Annotated in this window: 14 protein-coding genes; 5 read left to right on the forward strand and 9 right to left on the reverse strand. The window is 45.2% G+C overall.

Features of this window, described 5'->3' with window-relative positions:
• Window positions 1-210: 210 nt before the first annotated feature.
• On the reverse strand, window positions 211-2175 hold the full coding sequence (pulA, locus tag NIAKO_RS18755; RefSeq protein ID WP_014220021.1) for a type I pullulanase: 1965 nt from the start codon (window positions 2173-2175) through the stop codon (window positions 211-213).
• 222 nt (window positions 2176-2397) lie between these two features.
• Here pulA and NIAKO_RS18760 point away from each other — a divergent pair, with 222 nt between their 5' ends.
• The 4 genes from NIAKO_RS18760 (at window position 2398) to NIAKO_RS18775 (ending at window position 7259) form a co-directional block, all read left to right on the forward strand.
• Window positions 2398-4089 (forward strand): DUF6377 domain-containing protein, encoded by a 1692-nt coding sequence (locus NIAKO_RS18760; RefSeq protein WP_014220022.1) that lies wholly within the window; start codon window positions 2398-2400, stop codon window positions 4087-4089.
• A gap of 259 nt (window positions 4090-4348) precedes the next feature.
• Complete coding sequence (locus tag NIAKO_RS18765; RefSeq protein WP_014220023.1) at window positions 4349-5218, forward strand: protein kinase family protein; 870 nt, start codon at window positions 4349-4351, stop codon at window positions 5216-5218.
• Window positions 5219-5228: 10 nt separating this feature from the next.
• A complete protein-coding gene (locus tag NIAKO_RS18770) occupies window positions 5229-6140 on the forward strand; it encodes a hypothetical protein (protein ID WP_014220024.1) in 912 nt (303 codons plus the stop codon).
• 12 nt (window positions 6141-6152) lie between these two features.
• The gene (locus tag NIAKO_RS18775; RefSeq protein WP_014220025.1) at window positions 6153-7259 is read left to right on the forward strand and encodes an adenylosuccinate synthetase; all 1107 of its coding nucleotides are present in this window, start codon (window positions 6153-6155) and stop codon (window positions 7257-7259) included.
• Window positions 7260-7286: 27 nt separating this feature from the next.
• Here the strand turns inward: NIAKO_RS18775 and NIAKO_RS18780 are convergent, their stop codons facing one another.
• From NIAKO_RS18780 to NIAKO_RS18790, 3 genes are read right to left on the reverse strand one after another with little or no spacing between them, the layout of a single operon-like run.
• On the reverse strand, window positions 7287-8198 hold the full coding sequence (locus NIAKO_RS18780; RefSeq protein WP_014220026.1) for a BT_3987 domain-containing protein: 912 nt from the start codon (window positions 8196-8198) through the stop codon (window positions 7287-7289).
• A gap of 21 nt (window positions 8199-8219) precedes the next feature.
• Window positions 8220-9782: a SusD/RagB family nutrient-binding outer membrane lipoprotein gene (locus NIAKO_RS18785; RefSeq protein ID WP_014220027.1), complete on the reverse strand. Its 1563-nt coding sequence runs from the start codon at window positions 9780-9782 to the stop codon at window positions 8220-8222.
• Between the two features lie 10 nt (window positions 9783-9792).
• A complete protein-coding gene (locus NIAKO_RS18790; RefSeq protein WP_014220028.1) occupies window positions 9793-12930 on the reverse strand; it encodes a SusC/RagA family TonB-linked outer membrane protein in 3138 nt (1045 codons plus the stop codon).
• Between the two features lie 475 nt (window positions 12931-13405).
• On the opposite strand from NIAKO_RS18790, the gene NIAKO_RS18795 reads away from it, so the two are divergent.
• The gene (locus NIAKO_RS18795) at window positions 13406-15421 is read left to right on the forward strand and encodes a M13 family metallopeptidase (RefSeq protein WP_014220029.1); all 2016 of its coding nucleotides are present in this window, start codon (window positions 13406-13408) and stop codon (window positions 15419-15421) included.
• A 37-nt stretch (window positions 15422-15458) separates the two neighbouring features.
• Here NIAKO_RS18795 and NIAKO_RS18800 read toward each other — a convergent pair whose 3' ends face one another.
• The 5 genes from NIAKO_RS18800 to NIAKO_RS18830 form a co-directional block, all read right to left on the reverse strand.
• Window positions 15459-15956, reverse strand: a complete 498-nt coding sequence (locus NIAKO_RS18800) for a Cif family virulence factor (RefSeq protein ID WP_014220030.1) — start codon at window positions 15954-15956, stop codon at window positions 15459-15461.
• 807 nt (window positions 15957-16763) lie between these two features.
• Window positions 16764-17339, reverse strand: coding sequence for a hypothetical protein (locus NIAKO_RS18815; protein WP_014220032.1), 576 nt, complete (start codon window positions 17337-17339; stop codon window positions 16764-16766).
• 596 nt (window positions 17340-17935) lie between these two features.
• Window positions 17936-19195: a DUF4998 domain-containing protein gene (locus NIAKO_RS18820; protein ID WP_014220033.1), complete on the reverse strand. Its 1260-nt coding sequence runs from the start codon at window positions 19193-19195 to the stop codon at window positions 17936-17938.
• 28 nt (window positions 19196-19223) lie between these two features.
• Window positions 19224-20447, reverse strand: a complete 1224-nt coding sequence (locus tag NIAKO_RS18825; RefSeq protein WP_014220034.1) for a DUF5000 domain-containing lipoprotein — start codon at window positions 20445-20447, stop codon at window positions 19224-19226.
• Between the two features lie 30 nt (window positions 20448-20477).
• Window positions 20478-22463 (reverse strand): RagB/SusD family nutrient uptake outer membrane protein, encoded by a 1986-nt coding sequence (locus NIAKO_RS18830; RefSeq protein ID WP_014220035.1) that lies wholly within the window; start codon window positions 22461-22463, stop codon window positions 20478-20480.
• Between the last annotated feature and the right edge of the window lie 11 nt (window positions 22464-22474).

Below are 22474 nucleotides of genomic sequence, written 5' to 3' on the forward strand. Positions count from 1 at the left end.
ATGAATAGAGAAATCTAAACTGAACACGTATCGTGTATGGTTAACGCAAAAGAAAACCGACAGCTAAACTTTTCCTAGTCGTTTAAAAATAAATACCGAAAATTGAGACCTTTTAAAAACCAACTCCCTTACTATCAAACATTTAATCAAAGACTGATCGCTGAATATTTAAACTTTTTAACCACTAAATGGTGCTAAAACCGCCGTGGTTCACCGGGCCAAAAACACATTTGCGCTGGTTCCTGCTATTTCTGCCACTCCTGTTTTTACTGCACCGATCCCCGATTCTTTATACCCTTCCCCGTTCAACACCTGTATCCAACTGCCCGGCGGCAGGTTCACTTTTTGAGCGTTCCTGCTTCCATTCAGCACTATTAAAATGTTTTTACATGGATCGCCATTGGCATTGCCGGTGAGCAGGTAGGAAATAAGCAGACCGTCGCCGGAGGTTTGCAGAAAGGTCAGGTGTTGCCTTATCATAGCTGAAGTGGGCATACGAAAGGCTGGGTGGCGTTTACGTAAAGCAATCAACCCGCGGTAATATTCATACACCTTATTATAGGTGGTTTTTCTGTCCCAGTTCAGTTCATTGATAGAATCCGGTGCGTTGAATGAATTGGCCATGCCCTGTTTGGTGCGGAGCATTTCATCACCGGCCAGCAGCAACGGTACGCCCTGTGAAGTGAGCACCACGGCAGCGGCCAGTTTGTCTATTTTGATCAGGTCCTGTTCTGAAGCGCCGGGGTTGGAAATCATCAACCGGTCGAACAAACAGTTGTCGTCGTGGCAGGAAACATAATTTATAGCCTGGAAAGGTTCCTTAGCCCAGGGCGCTTTGGAATCGCACACCCGCTGATAATCGATATCCGGATGTGCCGTTGCGCCAACGATTCCAAATTTGATGCTTTCGGCCGTACCTGTATGGCCGCTTGCAAACCCATTTTCCTTTACATTGCTGATGCCGCCACGCAACCCATCGCGGATGTCATCGCTGTAAGCCGCTATGCTGTTTAACCGGGCCACGTTCTGTTTTACCGCCCGTTGCGCTTCGGGAAAAGGACTGGCGCCGGCAGCCCAGCCTTCCCCATAAATAAATATGGACGGGTCTATTTTGTGCAGGGTATCCGACACCGCATTCATGGTTGGGATATCATGCAGTCCCATCAGGTCGAACCGAAAACCATCTACATGGTACTCCCGGGCCCACATGGCTACCGATTCTACGATGAACTTCCGCATCATGGCCTGTTCGGATGCCGTTTCATTATTACAACCACTTCCGTTGGAGTAACTGCCATTGGCCAGATGCCGGTAAAAGTATCCCGGGGCCATTTGGGTAAAGATGGAGTTGGCAATATTGCTGGTATGATTGTATACTACATCGAGGACCACCCGTAATCCGTTCGCATGCAGGGTGCTGATCGCCTGCTTCAACTCCCTGATGCGCACCCGCCCATCGTACGCATCGGTAGCATAAGTACCCTCGGGTACATTATAATTAACGGGATCGTACCCCCAGTTATAATAACTGCCGGGGTTTGCCTCGTCGATGGAGTTAAAATCGAACGACGGCATCAGGTGAATATGCGTAACGCCGAGCTCCTTTATATGATCCAGACCGGTTGATAATCCGGCGGCATTGTGCGTTCCCCGTTCTGTAAGGCCCAGGTATTTTCCCTTGTGAACGATGCCCGAACCGGCGCTGATGGAGAGATCACGTACGTGCAGTTCGTAAATAATGATATCCGTATAATTTTTCAACGCCGGCCGTTTATCGTGGGCCCAGCCCGGCGGGTTCGTCTTTGCCAGATCAATGATCATTCCCCGGCGCCCGTTGATCCCAACTGCCTGTGCGTAGAGATCCGGGCACTCCTGCGACCAGTTGCCGTTAATACAGGTTTGAAAAGTATAAAACCGGTTCTCCCAATTGCCTGGTACCGAAACGGCCCAGCTGCCGGCTTTGCCTTTTTGCAGGTGAATGGTATTAAGGACGCTCCCGCCCTCCCCTGCCGCGTACAACCGCAGCACTACATCCGTAGCGGCAGGCGACCAGATTGTAAAGGAAGTAGCAGCCGGAGAATAATGAACCCCCAAACCGGCGCCTGAATAAACAGGTTGACCCCAACTGCGGGATAAAATGGCCAGCATCAATAGCATCGCAATCGACTTGTTCATGCCCCGATATTACTGCCTGTATAAATTTGAAAAAATCACCTCACCTGCCCGTTGAATGATTATTTAAACCCAACAACCATTTTAGTTTTTCTAACAATTTGATTATAAGAATAGTATTTGTTTAACCGGTTAACTGTTCAATGAATTTATTTAAGAAGAAATGACTCCCGGCAGGCGAATTTCACCTGATATTATGGTTATTATTGTGTTGAATTTATAAACATGCGCGCCGCCATATTGACTATTTGCCTGCTGTCCTGCTGCCTTGGAGTATTGGCTTCTGATGTTACCGATTCGCTGCTCTCGCAATTGAAAACTGAGATCGGGCGCAAGGCGGTGTACGACCACCAAAAAGAAAAACGGATTGCCGGGATGCGGGATAGCCTGCAACGATTGTCTGCCGACAGCACTGCGCAGCAGTTCCAGCTTTGCAGCCGCCTGTATGAGGAATATAAATCCTATAAGTACGATTCGGCCTATGTATATGTTAGCCGGATGGCGGCCCTGGCTAACCGGATGCACGACGCCTTAAAGGTCAACTACACCAACATGAAGCTGGGCTTTATCCTGCTTTCGGCAGGAAAATACAAGGAAGCCTTTGGTGTGCTGGAAACCATTGACCACAGCGGGTTCGACGATGCCACCCTGGAGAGTTATTATGCGGTAATGAGCCGCGCCTGGTGCGACCTGGCGACTTATAACAACGATGATACCTGGTCACCCGCCTACCGGGCAAAAGGCCTTAGCTATAGCGACTCATCCCTCCGGCTGGTGCATCCTGGCTCTTATGGCGCCCGTTTTTTGGTTAGTTACCGCGATTATAACAATGGCAACAATGCCTCCGCCCTGAAAGAATTCCTGGCCTTTTACCAACAATATAAACCCGCTAACCACGACGATGCCATCACTACCTCACTGCTCAGTGATTTGTACCAGCGGTTAGGCGATAACGAAAACGCCACCAATTACCTGATCAGGGCAGTGATTGCCGACCTGCAGGCATCTACCAAAGAAACCCTGGCAATTTTTAAGCTGGCAGAAATGGCTTCCGCCAACGGCGATGTTGACAACGCTTATATCTATATCCAGGAAGCGTTGAAGGACGCGGACTTTTATGGCGCCCGCCAGCGACAGATACAGATAAGCACGGTGCTGCCCATTATAGCAGCAGCCAAGCTTAATTTTGTAGAAAGCCAGAAAAAACGTTTCCTCATTTACCTCAGCAGTACCATCTTTTTGTTACTGGTTATTATCCTGATCTCCTTTTTGCTGTATAAACAATTGAAGCAACGCGCTGCCAGGGAAAAGCTCATTCAGCGCAACAATACGAAACTGGCTGCTATGAACGAGGAACTGATGCAGGTGAATGCACAGGTGGTGGAAGCCAACCACAGGTTTGCAGAGGATGCCCACATCAAAGAAGAGTACATTGGCTATTTCTTCAATATTATTTCAGGCTATATCACCAAACTGGAGAAATTGAAAGTCTCCATCGAGGCCAAGGTGATCCAGAACAAACTGGACCATATCCAATCCCTCACGAATGAGATCCAGGTGAACAAGGAACGCGAAGCGCTTTTCCAAACCTTCGACAAAGTGTTCCTCAAGATCTTTCCCAACTTCGTAACCAGTTTCAATGCGTTGTTCAAAAAGGAAGACCAGCTATGGCCCAAAGACCACGAAATACTCACCACCGATCTCCGGATCTTTGCCCTTATTCGTTTAGGCATTTCCGACAACGAATCCATCGCCCGCATTCTGCAATACTCGGCCAAGACCGTGTACGTTTATAAAATGCGGCAAAAAGCCAAGTCTATCTACACTGCCACCGAGTTCGACCAAAAGCTGATGGCCATCAAAGCCATTGACATTCCGGTGCGGGTGCAGGAGCATGGCGCTGAGCAGGAGGTCTGATTCCCCAATAGAAAGGCCTTAAACTATTTTGCGTTTATTTTACGCAAATAACTTGCATATCCCGAAACGCCTTCTTAAATTTGCGTAATATAAACGCAAAATAAAATTAACACGGGTATTACAGCTCGCTTTATGAAAGCGATGTAATTCTGGTTGCTCCTGCCGCATAAAACATCATTAATTATCATAAGACGACTTTACAAAACTGTACTCCGGTACGGACAGGGATTTTATTTGCTTATCAAAAAAAGTTGGACGCATGAATGCACTGATCGATAAAATCAAAAAAGCTGATAAAATAGAAGACGTGTTGAACCTGGCGAATTTTAAAACGGAATTCAACACCATTATAAAGCAGATCCATCCGGATACGTGTACCGATCCGGGTGCAGTGGAAGCCACTTCAAAAATGAATATCTGGAAGAACCAGTATGAGCACGGTAAGCCGTATACCGATGATGCAGGTGTTTTTAAAACGAATGGCTATTGGGCTGACTTCTCCTCTGCACTGCCAAACCTCACCGCATCGGTTGATAATTACCATATGTTTCAACAACTGCGGTCTGACGCAGACGGGCATTTTAAAAAATATCTGCCGGCAGCATGCCATACACTGGCAGATGGCACATATCGGTTTGATTTTGAAAAAAGGGCCATTCCCTTATCAGGCTTACAACTGCCGCAGGAACATGTAAGCTGGGTATTAAACAGACTGCTGGAATACATTGCTTATTTATCGCAAAAGGGTTTTGTTCATGGCGGATTGAACCCTGAATCGGTTTTTATTGTTCCGGAAAATCACGGCATACAGGTGGTTTCTTTTTATCACCTCGCCCGCAAACGTAGCAGAATAAATACGGTGTCCGGCCGGTATATAACCTGGTATCCGACACAGATCTTAAATACAAAAGTGGCGAGTGTGGTGACCGACCTGGAATGTGCCAAATACATAGCTGCTTACCTGTTAGGCGATGCCGCCGGCAATGCGGTTAAATTCAAAAAAACGCACAACGAGGACTTTATTAATTTCCTACTTAACCGGCATGATGATGCGTATCAGTGTTTAACCCGGTATCAGCAGTTGTTGCGCAGGAATTTTAAAACAAGATTTTATTCATTAACCATTTAAAAATAAATGTATGGGAAATTCAAGCTGGTCAAATGATGCTTATAAGCATTTACGGGCCAATTATTCAACCAAATCAACCGCCCAGGTATTTGGTAGTAGAAGTATCGATAAAGATATGTCGCCCAGGGGTGTAGCCTTTCGTGAAAGCCGTGATTCGGTAACGCATCCTGAAAGCCTGGCCATAGGTGTTTTTTTAGATGAAACCGGAAGTATGGGCGCTATCCCCGAAATGCTGGTCCGCCACAAATTAGGCCATCTCATGAACACCCTTCTGGCGCATGGGGTACCCGATGCCCATGTATTATTTGGGGGCATAGGCGATCAATATGCAGATCACAGTCCGTTACAGGTTGGGCAATTTGAAGCGGGCACCGACGAATTGAACCAATGGCTTACCAAAATTTTCCTGGAAGGCGGAGGTGGCGGGCAGAGTATGGAATCGTATGCGCTGGCCTGGCTGTTTTTTGCAAGGCATACCTCCATCGATTGTTTTGAAAAAAGAAACCAGAAAGGCTTTTTATTTACCATTGGCGATGAAGGGGTACATAAAATGCTGGAGAAAGATTTTCTATCCAATTTGTTAGGCTACCAGTTCTATGAAGACATTCCGGCTGAACAATTACTGGCCGAAGCGCAAAGAATGTATCATGTTTTCCATTTGCATGTTACCGAAACAGGCACTGGCACCTCAGGCATCATACATGACTGGAGGAAACTGTTGCAGGAAAGACTAATCCTTGTTGAAGACTATAATAACATAGCCGAAATAATTGCCTCCACGGTGGCCGTGGTAATGGGCGCCGATCTGAAAAAAGTGGTAGCCGCCTTTGATACCACTACCGCTCAACAAGTGTCGAATGCACTGGTTCAAATAAATAATGGTGTTATTACCGGTAAACAGTCGGGGATCGTTTCTTTATAAAATCAAATGAAGATGAGCAAAACGAGCATCGTTACAGGGCTATTTTTTGGCGATGAAGGGAAAGGTATAACAACCGCTTTCCTTTCATCGCCCCAAAGCCTGGTGGTTCGATTTTCAGGCGGACACAATGCCGGGCACACGGTTGAAACCAACCGGTACCGGCATGTTTTCTCCAGCTTTGGCGCCGGCACTTTCCGTGGCGCCCATACGTACTGGAGCCAATATTGCACCTTTTGCCCGAAATCTTTCTTCAATGAACGCGAAGCGCTGGTGCAAAACGGATATGATCCGGTTCATTTTATTCATCCGTTAGCCATGATCACCACTCCGTTTGATTACGAACATAACCAACGGTTGGAGTCCGTCAATAAACACGGGTCGGTAGGTGTAGGCCTGGGCGCTACCATTGCCCGTCATACGGAAACCCCTTTTAAGCTGTTTGCGATCGATTTACAATACCGGCCGCTGTTGTTACAAAAACTGAAACAAATTGCCACCTGGTACGGTGCGGTTAACGTTGATGAAAAGATAGCCGAATTTTTATGGTATGTTGACCAATGCGAGCTTTCCATTAAAACCCTCAGCGAAATTAAAGGCAGATATGAGCATATTATTTTCGAAGGCGCGCAGGGCATTATGCTGGATATGGATTTTGGCTTTTTTCCGCATGTAACCAGGAGTAATTCCACTTCTAAAAATGCTATGGACATCATTAAAGCTGAACATTTGCCATTGCCGGAGATCTATTACGTAATGCGTGCCTATTTAACCAGGCATGGCAACGGGTACATACCTAATGAAACCACCAACCTTTGTTTTGAAGATAAAACCAATAAAACCCATCCTTACCAGGGAAAATTCCGGCAGGGATATCATGCCACCGACTTATTGCAGCATGCATTGCAAATAGATAGCGTTTATGCCGGAAATGACGTTCGCCAAAAAAAGCTCGTTATTACCTGTGCAGATCAAACCGGCGGGATGATCTATATTGACAATAAACAGGTTCCTTTAGCTGAGTTTTTGGAAACACCCTTACCAGTGTCAGAATTTTTCATCAACCGTTCGACGAAAGCGGGGGCGTTGGAGCGGATGAAAAAAGCCGCCTCTTATTTGTGAGACGGCTTCCTCATATTAAACTTCAAATCATCTCGGTTTCACATATACACACGTATCATAAATAATCCGGGGTACGGCAGCATTATAAGAATAGCTTATGAAGAATGTTTTGGTGGCGGGATCATAACGATTTTTATACGTAGGATCGCTGATCGAGGGCGCCATCCCTCCGTCGGGCAGGCCGGAAACCGTAACTGAATTATCGGCATTTACCGTAAATACAGGGTGAACATCAAAAGTTGCCAAAGTGCCATTATTGAAAAAAGGCTGTGCTTTCATTGCTATAGTGGCAGCGCCTGTTGTGTTAAATGCAACCTCATCATCAACGAATGGTCCGGTGTAAGCTGCATTTGGATGGGTTACATTACCTTTTACCAGGTAAATGCCATCGTACTTGTTTCTTCCGCCGAACGAATAAATAGCACTGCCAAAGTTATTACTTACCATTCCTGTTGAAACAGATGAAATCTTTAACGGAACTGCATAACTTTTATTAAAGTCAAAATCGCTGGCAATGGTAACAATAATTTCAACCTGTGAAAGCTGTGTTCCTTTTTTAATAATTACCGATGACGGGAATTTATATACCGATGTTGGCGGAACGGTATAACCGGTACCATCGGTGACGTTGTATAATGATAAGGCCGCTGTATCCAGGGCAAGATTAACTGTAATATCCTGCGAAGCGGTTTCAATCCCGGAATAACTTAAGTTTAATTTTATGGCAGAAACCTGGCCGGTACTCACCGTTCCCAGATCAGCATAAAACCTTGGATATTTCGAGGCAGCAGAAGCCAGGTTATCGCCGGTATTGGCAAACTCCACCACATTCTTTGTACCTGAATCCGGATCGATATTCATAGCGTCCTTTTTTAAACAGGCTGAAAGTCCGGTCAGCAGTGCAGCCAATAACAATATATTTATTTGTATTTTTTTCATAATTGCTTTTTTTATAACATACTACAATGCCCAGAAAATTAATGACGTGAACACGCCTACGTTTTTAGGCACGTTTGAAGAGTTGTAAGCCCCTTCAGATGAGGGATATAAGATCCTTGTGGGTAAGTGGTCGGCCCTGGTTGATTCGGAAACGGTAGAAGCAAAAGTTTCGTCATCCGATGCACCCGGAGTATTTACCAACGTAGGATAATGTGTACGGCGATATTCGTTCCAGGCTTCGTCGCTGTTTACCATATTCAACGCTATGTACTTTTGGGTTATAATAGCTTCAATTTTCTGCTTATTGTCCGTAGCTAAAGAAAGATCTGTAAGATAGGAGGCATTGGTTGTAATATAAGCAGCGGCATCATTGGCTGGTGATCCCACTACTTTGCCATCAGGTTTTGTATAAATATAATTGAAGGATGCTGTTATTCCATTATTAAACAAGGTGGCTGCATTACCGGAAGGCAGGATGCCTCTTATTACCGCTTCCGCCTGCATGAAATAGCTTTCTGCAGCAGTGATCAGCGGCATTGGCGCGCCTGGTCCCTTTAAAGTACCGGTTGTATCGTTACCGGTAGTGCCATCTCTAAAGGTAGCCGGGTACCAGAAAGACCCCTCCGGGCTTGAAACAATGCTGTTATTTTCCACACCCAGGCGGTTGGTAGGCGTTTTGGGAAACTGGTAGTAAGTAGCCTTGCCTCTGAATGTATCCAGCAGTTTTGTGCCATCGTAAAACGACATGATGAATGTTGAAGGCATCCAGGCTTTGTTGCCAGCAGCGCCGGTGTTTGAAAATGCCCAGGTGGTCCATTTAGGATTCTGCCGGCCATTGTCGCGCAAAAAGCCAGGATTTATTAAAGCGTCACTGGTCAAAAAGCCATCGCTGCTAAAAGTTGTATTGGCAAATGTTACTTTACCGCTGCTATGCAGCACCAAACGCAATTTGATGGTATTGGCCAGCTGCTTCCAGAGACTGACATCTCCTTTGAATAGCACATCATAGGCGCCCAGTGCTTTTATTCCTATGATGCTGCCAGCCGAGTTAATGACACTGATTGCGGTATCCAGCTGACTGGCGAGATCTTTATAAATGGCTTTTGCATCATCGTACGTTGGGGTAAGTTTTGAACCGCCATGCAACGCGGCCGAGTAAGGAACATCGTTATATGCATCTACCAGCATCTGGTAATCCAGCGCCTTCATAATTCTGGCTACTGCACCATAATAAGTGTAAGCGGGATCAACAGTTGCTTTATCCATGATGGCCTGATAATCTTCCAGGTTGTCATAAACACCGCTCCAAAGGTTGGTCCAGTTGGTGGTGGTAAAGTTATAGGTAATAGCAACGCCAAAGCCTCCATAACCACCTGCATTAGCCATGTAACCACCCAACTGTGCGCCATATGTATTGAATGCATTTATATTTCCGGCGGTTGCCGTTAGCGCCTGTGGTAAAATATTCTCAGGAGATGCAGAAGTAGCGTCATTGGGATTGGTATTTATGTCGAAATATTTTTTACAGGACGTTGCCCCCAGGATTATCGATCCTATAAATATTATTGTAAGTATTTGTTTCATGTTCGGTAATTTAAAATTTAACGGTAATGGTACCTCCGTAGTAACGTGATGGCGGCGCCTGGTCAATACTGTTCAACCCGATGCCATTGTTATCGGGTCCGCCGGCGCTGAATTCCGGATCGGTATAGTAATTGTCTTTAGACAGCCACATTAATAAATTGCGGCCCTGGGCGCTGATGGTTACGCCTTTAATGTATTTGGTTTTATTCAAAAGAGAAGCCGGAAGATCGTATGCCAGTGCCACTTCTCTTAACTTCCAGAATTTGCCCGAAGTAACATAGTTGGAAGTAACATCCCGGTTAATACCATCTGTCCAGAAACCATTATTACCATTACCATTTTTAACACTGATACTGGTGTTCGGCATATACTTGCCAGGATTGGCAGGGTCAGCAATCACCGAATTGGGGAAAACAAATCGCTGACGATTGTAAATACCGGTCCTGTATCCCGTTCCCGACCAGTCGAGCTCGGTACCAATACCATTGAATACCTCGTACCCGCCCCGGTATTCAAACAGGAATGAGAACCGGAAATTCTTAAACCGGATAGTACCATCCAGGCCCAGCCGGTTTTTCGGCTGTCCATTTCCTAAAATGGAGATAGTGTCTGATTTCGTGGGTAAACCGGTTATGCCATCAACGATCACATGCCCCTGCGGATCCCGGTTATAGTCAAATCCCATAATTACGGGAAATGCCTGGCCTGCTATTGCATAGGAATTGGCTGACCCGCTCGATGACAGCGAAAGCTTTGGCAGATCGGCGCTGATAAAATTCACGTTATTGTCCAGGTGCGTGTAGTTGCCCCCGATAGTTACTTCAAAATTTTTGGTTCTGTAAGGCGTTACATGGGCGGTAACCTCAAGGCCACGGCTTTGGGTTTGGCCGGTATTGGTTAACAGGTTGGTAAACCCGGTAGAATTAGAGATGCTGGTGGTTACTGTTTGATCATCCGTTTTTGTATCATACCAGGTGACTGTAGATTGAAAACGGTCATTGAACATATTGAGGTCAAAACCCAATTCATATCCTTTGGTGATTTCAGGTTTCAGGTTGTTCGACACCAATACATTGCCCACCGTATAACCAGCCATCGATCCATAGGGATAGCCGCTTGCCTGACTAAAGGTAGGCAGCAAACTGTAAGCGCCAAACGTAAAACTGTTACCCAGGTTCACCTGTCCTACCTTCGACACACCTGCCCTGAACTTCAGATAAGTAACCGGTGTTTTTTCCATTAATAACGGAATAGCATCGGTAGCTATAAATGACAAGTCAAGGGAAGGGTAGAAAAATGAACGGTTTTGCGGCGCCAGGATGGATACCCAATCGTTGCGTCCTGTGGCATGCAGGAACAGGTAATCTTTGAAGCCTATGCGAAAATCGCCATAGGCGCCAATCTGGCGGGCTTTATAATTAGACTCCCCTACCCCTGGTGTTCCCACGCCATTGTTTACATTATACAAATTGGGAACGGCCAAAGCATTCGCTGCAACTGAAACCGATTTGGATTGGTCCTGCCGCCACTGGGCACCGGCAATCAGCTTGAAATCGAATTCACCCTTTTTTATGTTGTACTGACCAAAGGCATCACTCAATAGTTCGGTGGTGTAGGAACTATAGTCAGCCACAGAAGCAGGGATATCTGTTTTTGAACTTGCATCGGTATGTTTTGCAAAGTCGGTATAATTAAATGCACCAACGGTACTTTTACCTGAGTAATTCTTTGTTACTACTCCCTGGCGTGCTATCAGATCAAGACCGCTAACAGGTGTAAACTTTACTTCCACATTGGCGGTGAAGTAATCGTTCCTGTTTTTTTGCCTGTAGTTGTCTGCCGTGAAGTAAGGATTCTGATACCAGGGATTGTAAAATCCGTTGGGATTCGCAAATTTATCCGTTTTCCAGTTTTTATATTTAGTAATATCTACGTTCGAGGGCATGTTAAGCAGGTTCACATACATATTTCCGGTCTGTGAAGTAATATCATACCGGTTTTGGATATAGGCTGCACTGTAAGTAGCAGCAATCGCATTACCCAAACGGCGGGAGCCATTGATGCGAACCGAGGTTTTATTGAACTTATCGCCGGGTGTGGTACCTTTTGTAGTGGCATACTGGCCAGACATGAAGAAAGTAGATTTTTCATCTCCATTTTGCAGGGAGAAATCACTTTGGTTGGTTACACCCGTTAGCCAGAATTTTAAATGGCCGGGATTGTAGGCGTAAATGGCCGAGTCCTGGGAACCATCTTCCAATGCAGGGCCCAAAGGTTTTTTGGAACCGTCGAATGCGGGCCCGTATGACTGGTTTTCGAGGTAAGAAAATAAAGGATTTCCGTTTACATCGGTACCATAAGCCGTACCACCGGGGCCGAACTTCTTCTGCAGCTTGGGAAAATAAGACAGGGTTTGAAACATCGTGGTATTTGAAAACGAAACTTCCGTTACTCCTTTTTTCCCTTTTTTAGTAGTAATTACAACGGCGCCATTGGAAGCCTGCGAACCATACAGGGCGGCTGCACCCGCGCCATTCAATACAACCAGTTCTTCCACATCTTCCGGATTCAGGTTGGCTAAGATATCGTTAGGTACAATCACATTGTCCAATACCACGAGGGCCTGGTTGTTACCGGTGAGCGACCGCTGTCCGCGTAAAGTAAGGCGAAAACTGGGGTTTACACCGCCCGATGTTCCGCTGATCTGCAAGCCGGCAACCTTACCCTGCAGGCCAGCCGCAATGCTGTTTGATTTGCCGGCTATCAGTTGCTCGGGTTTAATAACCGTGTTGGCAGTGCCAATTTCTTTTCTTTTTGATTTAATACCGCCCGCCGTAACAATAACTTCATTCATCAGGTTGTCTATGCTTTCCAATGTGATGACCATTGGGGTGCTCTGTGCCCTGATGTTAAATGGTTTGTAGGTAACAGCAGATACCGTAAGCACGGTGCCAGCGCCGGCCTTCAGCGAGAAGTTTCCATCGGCATCTGCTACCGTAGCTGACCTGGTGCCTTTAATTAAAATGGAAGCGTTGGGAATGGGTGAGCCGGTTTTATCAACGACTCTACCGGAAATTGTTTGCGTTTGGGCAGATACACAAACTGCAATGCATACCAGCACTGCAAGCAGTGGTAGTAATTTTCTCATGTGTGTTAAGTTTTGGTTTTAGTATTTAACCAGTGAAGAGGAAACAGTTACTATGGTTAAATGCCTGATTTAAATCTAAGTTATCATGATAACTTGTAATTCATGATAATTTCACCCTATCATATATTAACCGTTTTATATTAACAATTAACCTGTCGACAGCCGTGGTATTCCTACTCAAATTGCAAATAATCATTAAGTTATGCTTTCGCAGTAAAAACATTTTAATTATTACTAATATTACTGAACTGAATTGACACCTGTTTATCTGCAAAAATATTTTAGCTTTTAACAGACATTAAATAATTCTTAATACATAAGCAGATAATAAAAGCAGGAGTCCTGAACCAGGCTGATTTTTTGGCTCAGTAGTTCCATGTGCGGTAATAGAAATCCGTAACCTGCTCACAGGCCTTACACTAAATTGATATCTTTATCAACTATCCAACAACGTTTCATCACCAACCAAATCGAAATGAAAAATTGGCTTTTGCTAACTGTCACATGTGTTTTATTCGCTGCCTGTAAAACGGGGACTCCTGAAAAACCCTTCATCGCTATTGAAGGGATAGACTCCACCCGCCAGCCAGGCGATAACTTTTTCAATTATGTAAATATTAAATGGTATGATACGGCGCAAATACCAGCGAGCCAGTCGGGCGTAGGCGCCTACCGGTTCATGAACTTTCAGCAGCGCCTCAAGCTGCAAAGCATCCTGGACAGCGTATCAAAAAGTAACAATGCGCCGGGCAGCCTGGAACAAAAGATAGGGGATTTCTATGCTTCAGGAATGGATACCACTACCATCAATCAACGCGGCGCCGAGCCGCTTAAAGCCGGGTTAGACAGGATCAATGGCATTACCAATGTTGCTGATATGATCACATTCATAGCAGAAGAAGCCAAATTATCCAACACATTCCTTCTTGCATTCCAGGTTTCGCCCGATCAGGATAACAGCAGCATGAATATGGGGCATATTGTTCAGGCAGGTATCGGCATGCCCGACCGGGACTATTATTTCAAAACTGATTCTGCCACCCTGGCTATTCAGCAGGCGTATAAAAAATATCTTGCCGATCTTTTTACCCTCACCGGAAGCGATTCCCTGATGGCACAAAAGAATGCAGCGCTTGTGTACAATATCGAAAAACAACTGGCTGCTTCACATAAAACCAATATTGAACTGCGGGATATAAAAGGCAACTTTCATAAAACAGCCCTGGCCGATCTAAATAAAAAACAAAGCAATATCGGTTGGACGAATTACTTCAGGAGCCTGGGCGCCACCATGGATTCACTGAATGTGGCCCAGCCAGGTTATTATGACAAATTGAACTCGCTCGTGAAATCGATCCCGCTCGGAGACTGGAAAATTTATCTGAAAGCAAATTATATCAGCAGTTATGCAGATTACCTGAGCAAACCTTTTGTTGATGCATCCTTTGCTTATAACAAGGCCCTGACCGGACAGACCGCGCAAAAGTCACGCGGCGAGATCATGGCCAGCGCGGTAGATAATTACCTGGGCATGGCGCTGGGACAATTATATACGAAGCTATATTTTCCTGAGTCGGCTAAAGCGCGAATGCTGGAGTTGGTGAATAACCTGCAGAAGGCCTTTTCCAACCGGGTTGACCAATTGAACTGGATGAGCGACAGCACCAAGCAAAAAGCCAAAGAGAAATTATTTGCCATCACCAAAAAGATCGGCTACCCCGATAAGTGGCGTGATTACAACCAGGTAACTGTGGTGAGAAATAAATATTTTGAAAATGTGGTCTCAGCGGGTGCAAACAACTTTCAATATAACCTGGTTAAATTGGGCAAACGGGTTGATAAAACGGAATGGTTTACTACTCCTTCCACCGTTACTGCTTATAATAATCCTTCCGCCAACGAAATTGTTTTTCCTGCCGGCATTCTGCAACCTCCGTATTTTGATAATAATGCCGACGACGCGCTTAACTATGGAGGCATTGGTATGGTTATCGGACATGAAATGACGCATACTTTCGATGACCAGGGAGCCCAGTTTGATAAAGACGGGAATGTAAAAAACTGGTGGACACCACAAGACTATGAGCAATTCAAGGCCAAAACCAAACAGGTAATTGACCTGTACAGTACATTCACTGTACTTGATACTGTTCATGTGAAAGGCGCGCTTACGGTTGGAGAAAATACAGCGGATATAAGCGGCGTTGCTGTGGCTCTTGACGCATTTAAAATGACCAAAGAAGGGCAGGATACTACGAGGATCGGCGGCTATACACCTATGCAGCGATTTTTCTTTTCAGTAGCCAGGATCTGGCGGGTAAAAATGAAAGACGAATACCTGCGCTACTGGGTAAATAACGATCCCCATTCGCCACCCATGTGGCGCGTAAACGGACCACTCATGAACATGCCGGATTTTTACTTAGCGTTTAATGTGAAGCCTGGCAATAGGATGTATCTCGTGAAAGATAAACAAATCAAGATCTGGTAAATAGAAGCGGCCCGTTAGAAATGACGGGCCGTTTCATTTAATTTTTTCTTGCCGTTTTATCACAATAACTCCCTGTACAGGTTAAGGGCGTGAAAGTAGCTGAAAGAATATAATAATTATTGTCCTTAAGAAACCACATTATCCAGTATTTTCCTTTTATCTCTGATCTGGCATTATCTCCACTTTCCGTCCACGACTCAGACCATGTTCCCGTTTCATACGCAGCAGGCCATTGATCATTTACTTCAATTGCAGCACTGTTAATATTCCATTTGATGTCCGGTCTTTTAGCATACAGACTTCTGCATAAGTATTTGCATTTGTCGAGTCCGATCCATTTCCCGCCCAGCGAAACGACAATGGCCGAAGAATCAAAAAGGGAGAAAAAAGCAAGTGAATCGCGACTGTTATAAGCAGTATTCCAAAGTTCACTTCGCGCTTTTATCGTTCTTATATGCTGTTCATGTTCATTTTGCGCCAGACTGCTGATAGTCAAAGACAGGAAGGCAATACCCAGGGGAAATATTTTTCTCATGTTAGAATAGCTTTTTGTAAGAGAACTGATTTCATACATAATCCAGGAAGCACCTCGTAAATGATGGGATCATTAAGGTAATGAAATTATCTTATCCTTACGCTAATCGTATAAAGGCCTTTGCGTGTATATTCGTCCAGCTATACTTATGAGTTATTTTTACAAACCAATTCGTATTGGTTATCAGAATGTGTTATCAATGCACGGAAATGATATTATTTATTGGGGCGATACCCTGCTCCGGCCAGGCGATAGCCTCCGCATTTCGGTTCCTCGCCTGCGCATTTCGGTTCCCCGCCTCCGCAATTTAAAACCAACCTTCATCATTGGGGTTTGAAGGCTTCCTTATTTGATTGCAGGTTCCAACAATTCGTTTTAAAGGGTTAACCTACTTGTTTTGTCATACCAAAAGTTGGTTGGATGCCTCCGCGAATCGCTTGCATAGTACAACGAATGGGTTGGGAGCCTCCGCGAATGGGGTAAAGGCTATACCAAGTTGGGTAAAGCCTCCGCGAATCGGGTGAAAGCTTTCGCGAATCGGTTTGGGGGTATTACCGGTTCGTTTTTGACCTTGATTGATTTATTTTTATGAACATCAAATCGATTTGGATTGAAAACAAATCGATTTGATGTTCCAGTATACCCGTTGTTTCATTCAACGTATCGGTGTAGTCATTTAACATGCCAGTTATGTCATTCAACAAACCAGTTATGTCATTCAACAAACCAGAGTAGTCATTCAACGTACCGGAGTTGTCATCCAACGTGACGGAGTTGTCAAAAAACAAATTGTTTAAGGTAAATGAATCACATCATTGTCTTTTGCTTGTTTAGCCTGCTGCTAATCGTACAGGGAGCTACCATTATACAATTGGCAGCTTTTCCATTTTGCTCAAGCCCAATCTGATTAAATGATTGTTTTAGTGATAACGTTTGACTACCCAACATTTTGACTGCTAACTCATTTACAGTCGCCTTGCTCACCGGATCTACAGCATCTACAGGATTGTTTGAGTCCTTCAACCTGTAACAGTTGGCATTTATCACAAATAAAACTGGCAGTATGATGTGAATTTTATTCTTTTTGCAATAGGCAACATAGCGCTTATCCCAGATCTTTTCCGGATCAGCAAGCAGGCTTTCAATACGCTTTTTATAAACGGAATTTAAATTGCCTGAAATAAATGTGGAGATTGATCGTGAGGAGAAACTAATGTCCAGAAAATGAATTCCGGTATAGCAGGTATCTACAAAAGACTCGGAGTAAAATTGACGTTGTAAATATGTTGCCAGGACAGTGTCAGCGGGTTCAACCGTTTTCTTTTGCTGAGCGAAGGAGGCAATAGCAATAAAATTCAAAACAACAAACAAATAAGTTTTCATGAGTTACTATTAAGGGTTACGGGCTTCTTAAATCCTTCATTAACGTTATAGCTAATGGTAAATCCGGATTAATGATTATCGAAGAACAACAATAGCAAAAACTTGGCCATTTTCTTAAAAAGCGCCTTTACCCTTCCTGAAATCAGGCACTTTATATGTTACGCAATTTTACCAGGGAACTCTACGAAGAGCAATGCTTACAGTAATTTACGGTGCAAATACAGGTATACCCGTATAAAACATCTTTACATAGTAATTAAACCTGCCTCTCCTACTTCTTCTTCTTCACCTGCAATTCGGGAAAAATGTACAAGTCAACGGGAAATAAAGACATCCTGGGTGGTTAAAACTCCAGTTACTTTTGTGATAGAAAACGTTCATCCTACATAAAACTATTAATTATGTTTCGCACCTGGGAAATCAGGCTTCGCACATGAGAAATCAGGCCTCGCACATGGGAATCGAAGCTTCGCGCATGGGAATTGCAGTATTGTTTGTCCTACATGCAGAGAAAATGCGAACGGACGGGTTATGATGAAGAAAACCCCTTCAGGTTCAATGACCTGAAAGGGTTTTAGTTTTTCTATAGGGTATAATTAATTCTGCACCAGGTAAATATTTCTTATCTCAAAGTAGCTGCCCGGGTTACCGCTACCGACGATATTTCCCAAAACGCCCAATGATACCACCTGCGGGGTGGACAAGGTGAAGTTAAAACTCTTCGTCTCGGTTATATTAGGAGAGGTAGCACCGATGTTGGCGCCGTTAAATAAAGCGGCATACCCTAAAGCGCTGGAAAGGTTGCTCAACGATGGTATTCCGCTGCCACCGGCGGCAGCAACGAAATAAAGGGAAGAGTTCTGTTGCACTTCAGAGTAGTAAGTAAATGACACCGTATAGCTCCCGGCAGGGAGTGGCGACGACGTAGGTTGATAAATTCTGCCATCCACTACAGGCGTATTACCCCAGGTTTCCCAGGTGATAACACCGTTAGACTGCCACCCTGCATGCTGATAACCTCCATACGTACCCGAACCCTTATTCATGGCCCCGGCATTGGTAACCCAGGGAGCATTCAGGGTACCGAACCTTCCGTCGGAACCCAGCTGGCCTTTAAAGTCGGGCCCGCAATTAGACAGGTAAATGCTGGTAACATCTGCTTTGATACTGTGGGTTTGAAATACCGTATAAAAAGTATCAATCGCTGTAGCATTTGGCAGGAAAGCCGTTTTATACGAAAACACGGAACCAACCTTAACAGCAGGCAGCGACGTTGTTTGGGCAACCGCCACAGAAGGAATAATGGTATCATGCGCCAGTCCGCCATTATCAGTATACTTAATTTCCATATTCAGCACCCCGGCATCGCTGCTAACGTCGGCCCAGCTTATACGGGCCGAGCCGTTCGTTTGCAGGGACGCATCTACCACTCCCCTGTTGACGAGGGAATTTTGATAGTTATCGCCGTACACGCTGGCCGTTACATACACGGGAACCGATGAATTGCCCGCTGCGTCGTAGGTTCTTAGTTCAAAGCTCTGGGTACCTTCCTGCAGGTTATTAATAAAAAGCCTGGCCGTATCAACGCCTGCCGTTCTTTTAACGGCCACCTCTACGGAATCACGCCGGCTGTTACTGAAAACACGGTATTTGACGATGTTGGGATCGGAAAAAAACAGTCCGGTTATCTTTACCCTGTTTCTTCCGGAAAAAACCTTTACGGAATCCATTTTACCGGAATATATAATTGCCCCGCCGGATTCGTATTTGGACTTATAAGCATCTTCCCTGCTGCAGGAAATTATAGATATCGCTATAGCCGTAAAAAGCGCTATTATTTCTATTTGTCTCTTCATAGAAGAATTTTACTCGTTATAAAATGTACTAATTCCCCCACAGCGTCAGTTCCGCAATGGTAATGAAATAGCTTCCCTGCCAGTTAGATAACTGCCTGATGCGTATATACCTGTACTGACCCAACCCGGTAGGAAAATCAAATTGCCATCCATTGTAGGCCAACTGCTGATCGGCCGTTGTTTCCGTTTGATAAGCCGATCCCGAAGGTTTGGTAACATGGTAGGTGCCTATTTTTGTCCATGAAGCTCCGGGAAGGTTATTCACTCCTACCGGATCGCTTAGATCGGGATTATTTGAACCCCACACTTCAAAGTCTTTCACATTACCCCTCACATAGTAAAAGTTGCCCACTTCCTTATAGGGATTTATCTGGAAACGGCTGAAAGTATGCTGCTGGCCCAGATCGAGGGTAACCATTTGCGGCACCGTTGAACTCTCCACAGTGAAGTAAGTGGAAGGCCATCCGGGATTATAATTCCCATCATACATATAGTAAGGCCAGGTAGTTCCGCCGTTGGTTAAAACCACCGCATCGTTTGGCAGTACCAGCGTACTGAATTTACTTTTATCCAATTGTTGTTCGAACAACGGGGTCAGGGTTAAAAACAGGGTATCCGAATAGTGAAACCATCTGTCCCTTACCACAAAACCATATTTCCTTGCCACCGAAGGCTGGTTTCTGATAGTGCCCGTAATCACGGTATCGTTGCCGTAAAGATTGTCCATACCCGTTGTTTGCACCCAAAGCCCCTTGCCGGAGGTGTCTACTATAGGAATAATGGCCAGGTTATCCCGCGCAGGGTTTTGGGCAGTAATGGTAAACCCGCCGAAGGTGACCGAAACCGTTAGCGCCCGCCGGGCCTGAATATAGCCCGGGGTAAGCGGCTTCACCATAACATCCACCGCGGATGATGCTTTTTCGCTGGAGTTCACAGCATACAATTTAATGGTGTGCTGCAAAGTATCTCCAAAGCCGTCTACCGTGAGTGTATTGGTATACCGCGATGCTATCACCTGCGTAGCAACGCCCGGCGAGGTTTCATAAGCTGCCTTTACATATAACAGGTCCTTATCGGAGGGCAGCGTGTAGGTTAAAACTGCTTTTCCGTTTTGATTGGTTACCGAAACGTTGGAGACCAGTCCCGGCGGATTGTTATTGGTAACCGCAGGCGTATTAAAGTCTTCCCGCTTGCAACCTGCCATCATGGTTAAAAACAATGGCAACAGGTATAAAAATTTATTCTTTCCCATCTTTTTATTTCTTTGATAAGTTAGAAGTATTTACCAGTTAGGATTTTGCACCAGGTTAGGATTATTTAAAAGATCGTTATCCTGCAGCGGCCACAAATAATCACGGGGCGCCACGAACCTCCTGGTATAGAATGTAAGCTCACGATAAAACAAATCGGGGGTTTTGGCTGTCCTGTCCCAGCCAGTAACGTTTCCAACCAGTTCCTGTGCCGCTGTTTTCCACCGCAACAGGTCCCAATATCTTTGTCCTTCAAAACATAATTCTATCGCACGCTCTCTTTGTATAATGGAGCGCATGCCGGCCTTAGTGGTATATTTTGTTGGATTATTACTGTAGGTTGACCAGGCGTTTTGAACAGTCGTTAACCCGGCCCTTGCTCTTATAAGGTTTACATATGTGTAAACGTCTTGTAAGGGCGCATCGCCGGCTTCATTCAATGCTTCGGCATACAACAGGTACAGATCCGCCAGGCGCATCATGGGATAGGGGTAGATGGGATAAAGCCGGGTATTCCAGTCGAAATGCCAGTTCAACACTTTCTTCATGTACATGGTTGTGATGGGTATGGGTGAGTTCTGTCCAAACTCACCGGCGCGGCAAAACAGGTAAAAGGTGTTTTCGTCGCTGTGGGAAGGACTGTTGGCCATGTACCATATACACCTGTCGAAACCGATATTGGCATAAAAACGGGGCTCTCTTTCAAAATTGAGCCGTGCAGTTGTTTCACCCTCTTTAATATTAAATCTTTCTCCATGGGTAGCAACACGCAAGGCCGAATAGTTGGAAAAATCAAGTGTTTTATCTTCGTCTATAGGTACGCCGTTCTGCGTATAAAACATCCTGGCCATCTTTAAGGTAGGACCCATCAGGGCATTACCATAGGTGATACCACCGTTTTGTATATACGTTCTGTCAAAGGCGGCGCCGCCTATTGACTGAAAGAAGGCATTAAAGCCCAGATTGCTATGGGTTAACCCCCATATCAATTCACTATTCCATGGCTCACTCATGGCGTTCCTGATGCTCATCTGCTTTACAGTAGTATCGGTGAGTGTGGTGCCGGCCGGTATTTGAAAAGTATATAGTGAAATGCCTTGTGCCGTGCAGGCGTCAATGGCAGCTTTACAGGCCGTTGCGGCCTTTTGCCATTTGGCAGCGTCGTAAGTTGAATTGAACAGTGAATTACCGTCCTTGCTATGCAGGGTGGCGAAGTCGGTGTTTCCATTAAACAGGGGGCTGGCCGCATACACCAACAACTTAGCTTTTAAGCTTAAGGCTATCGGCTGGGTAATACGCCCCAGTTCCGAAGCGGTATTTGCAATCGAAGCAGGAAGCGTTACCGCTGCGGAATCGAGCAAATTCGCAATATAGTTCACAACGCTGTCAACCACCTGTCTTTTAACCTGCGTTTCGCTCAGCGGTGCGCTGATGGGTATATTTTTGTCTACTACCGGTATAGGTCCGTACGCCCTGAACAAAATAAAATGATAATAGGCTTTTAAAAACTTTGCCTCCCCTATCCACCGCTGCCGGGTATCAATATCCAGGTCCGGCACCTTGCCCAGATCGCTTATATTTTCCAGGAACACATTGCAGTCCCTGATGGCCCTGAACATACCGTTCCCATTGCTGTTAAGCGCGCCATCCCTGGTGCCATCCCAATAATTGACAATAGGATCAGATGTATTCTGGCCCCCCCTGGGCAACTGGGCCACATTGGTACTCCGGATGTGGATCTCGTTGTCTTCAATCCAGGTTTCGTCGCTCGCCGTAAGTCCGGGATTATAAGTAGGGTCTTCCTCATAGGGAAGATAAGAGTAGCAGGTAACCAGGTATTTCTCTGCTTCCGATTTCGAGGTAAATGCATTATCTACTGTTGCCACGTTATCCGGCACAACATCCAGGAATTTTTTCGTACAGGATGCAGCAATCGATACGGTCACCAGCAACGCCGCAAACAGGCGCAGGCGCTTCGTGGTAAGACCTTTGTAATTTTTATTGAAAGGATGATTCATGTGTGTGCAAT

The organism is Niastella koreensis GR20-10 (genome assembly GCF_000246855.1).
In the GTDB taxonomy this organism is placed as follows: domain Bacteria; phylum Bacteroidota; class Bacteroidia; order Chitinophagales; family Chitinophagaceae; genus Niastella; species Niastella koreensis.

Bases quoted from the DNA above. Each gene is read 5' to 3' on its own strand.
- NIAKO_RS18775 (WP_014220025.1), top strand. From the start codon at position 6,153: ATGAGCAAAACGAGCATCGTTACAGGGCTATTTTTTGGCGATGAAGGG.
- NIAKO_RS18800 (WP_014220030.1), bottom strand. From the start codon at position 15,956: ATGAGAAAAATATTTCCCCTGGGTATTGCCTTCCTGTCTTTGACTATC.
- NIAKO_RS18790 (WP_014220028.1), bottom strand. From the start codon at position 12,930: ATGAGAAAATTACTACCACTGCTTGCAGTGCTGGTATGCATTGCAGTT.
- NIAKO_RS18815 (WP_014220032.1), bottom strand. From the start codon at position 17,339: ATGAAAACTTATTTGTTTGTTGTTTTGAATTTTATTGCTATTGCCTCC.
- NIAKO_RS18785 (WP_014220027.1), bottom strand. From the start codon at position 9,782: ATGAAACAAATACTTACAATAATATTTATAGGATCGATAATCCTGGGG.
- NIAKO_RS18825 (WP_014220034.1), bottom strand. From the start codon at position 20,447: ATGGGAAAGAATAAATTTTTATACCTGTTGCCATTGTTTTTAACCATG.
- NIAKO_RS18760 (WP_014220022.1), top strand. From the start codon at position 2,398: ATGCGCGCCGCCATATTGACTATTTGCCTGCTGTCCTGCTGCCTTGGA.
- NIAKO_RS18830 (WP_014220035.1), bottom strand. From the start codon at position 22,463: ATGAATCATCCTTTCAATAAAAATTACAAAGGTCTTACCACGAAGCGC.
- NIAKO_RS18795 (WP_014220029.1), top strand. From the start codon at position 13,406: ATGAAAAATTGGCTTTTGCTAACTGTCACATGTGTTTTATTCGCTGCC.
- pulA (WP_014220021.1), bottom strand. From the start codon at position 2,175: ATGAACAAGTCGATTGCGATGCTATTGATGCTGGCCATTTTATCCCGC.
- NIAKO_RS18770 (WP_014220024.1), top strand. From the start codon at position 5,229: ATGGGAAATTCAAGCTGGTCAAATGATGCTTATAAGCATTTACGGGCC.
- NIAKO_RS18765 (WP_014220023.1), top strand. From the start codon at position 4,349: ATGAATGCACTGATCGATAAAATCAAAAAAGCTGATAAAATAGAAGAC.
- NIAKO_RS18780 (WP_014220026.1), bottom strand. From the start codon at position 8,198: ATGAAAAAAATACAAATAAATATATTGTTATTGGCTGCACTGCTGACC.
- NIAKO_RS18820 (WP_014220033.1), bottom strand. From the start codon at position 19,195: ATGAAGAGACAAATAGAAATAATAGCGCTTTTTACGGCTATAGCGATA.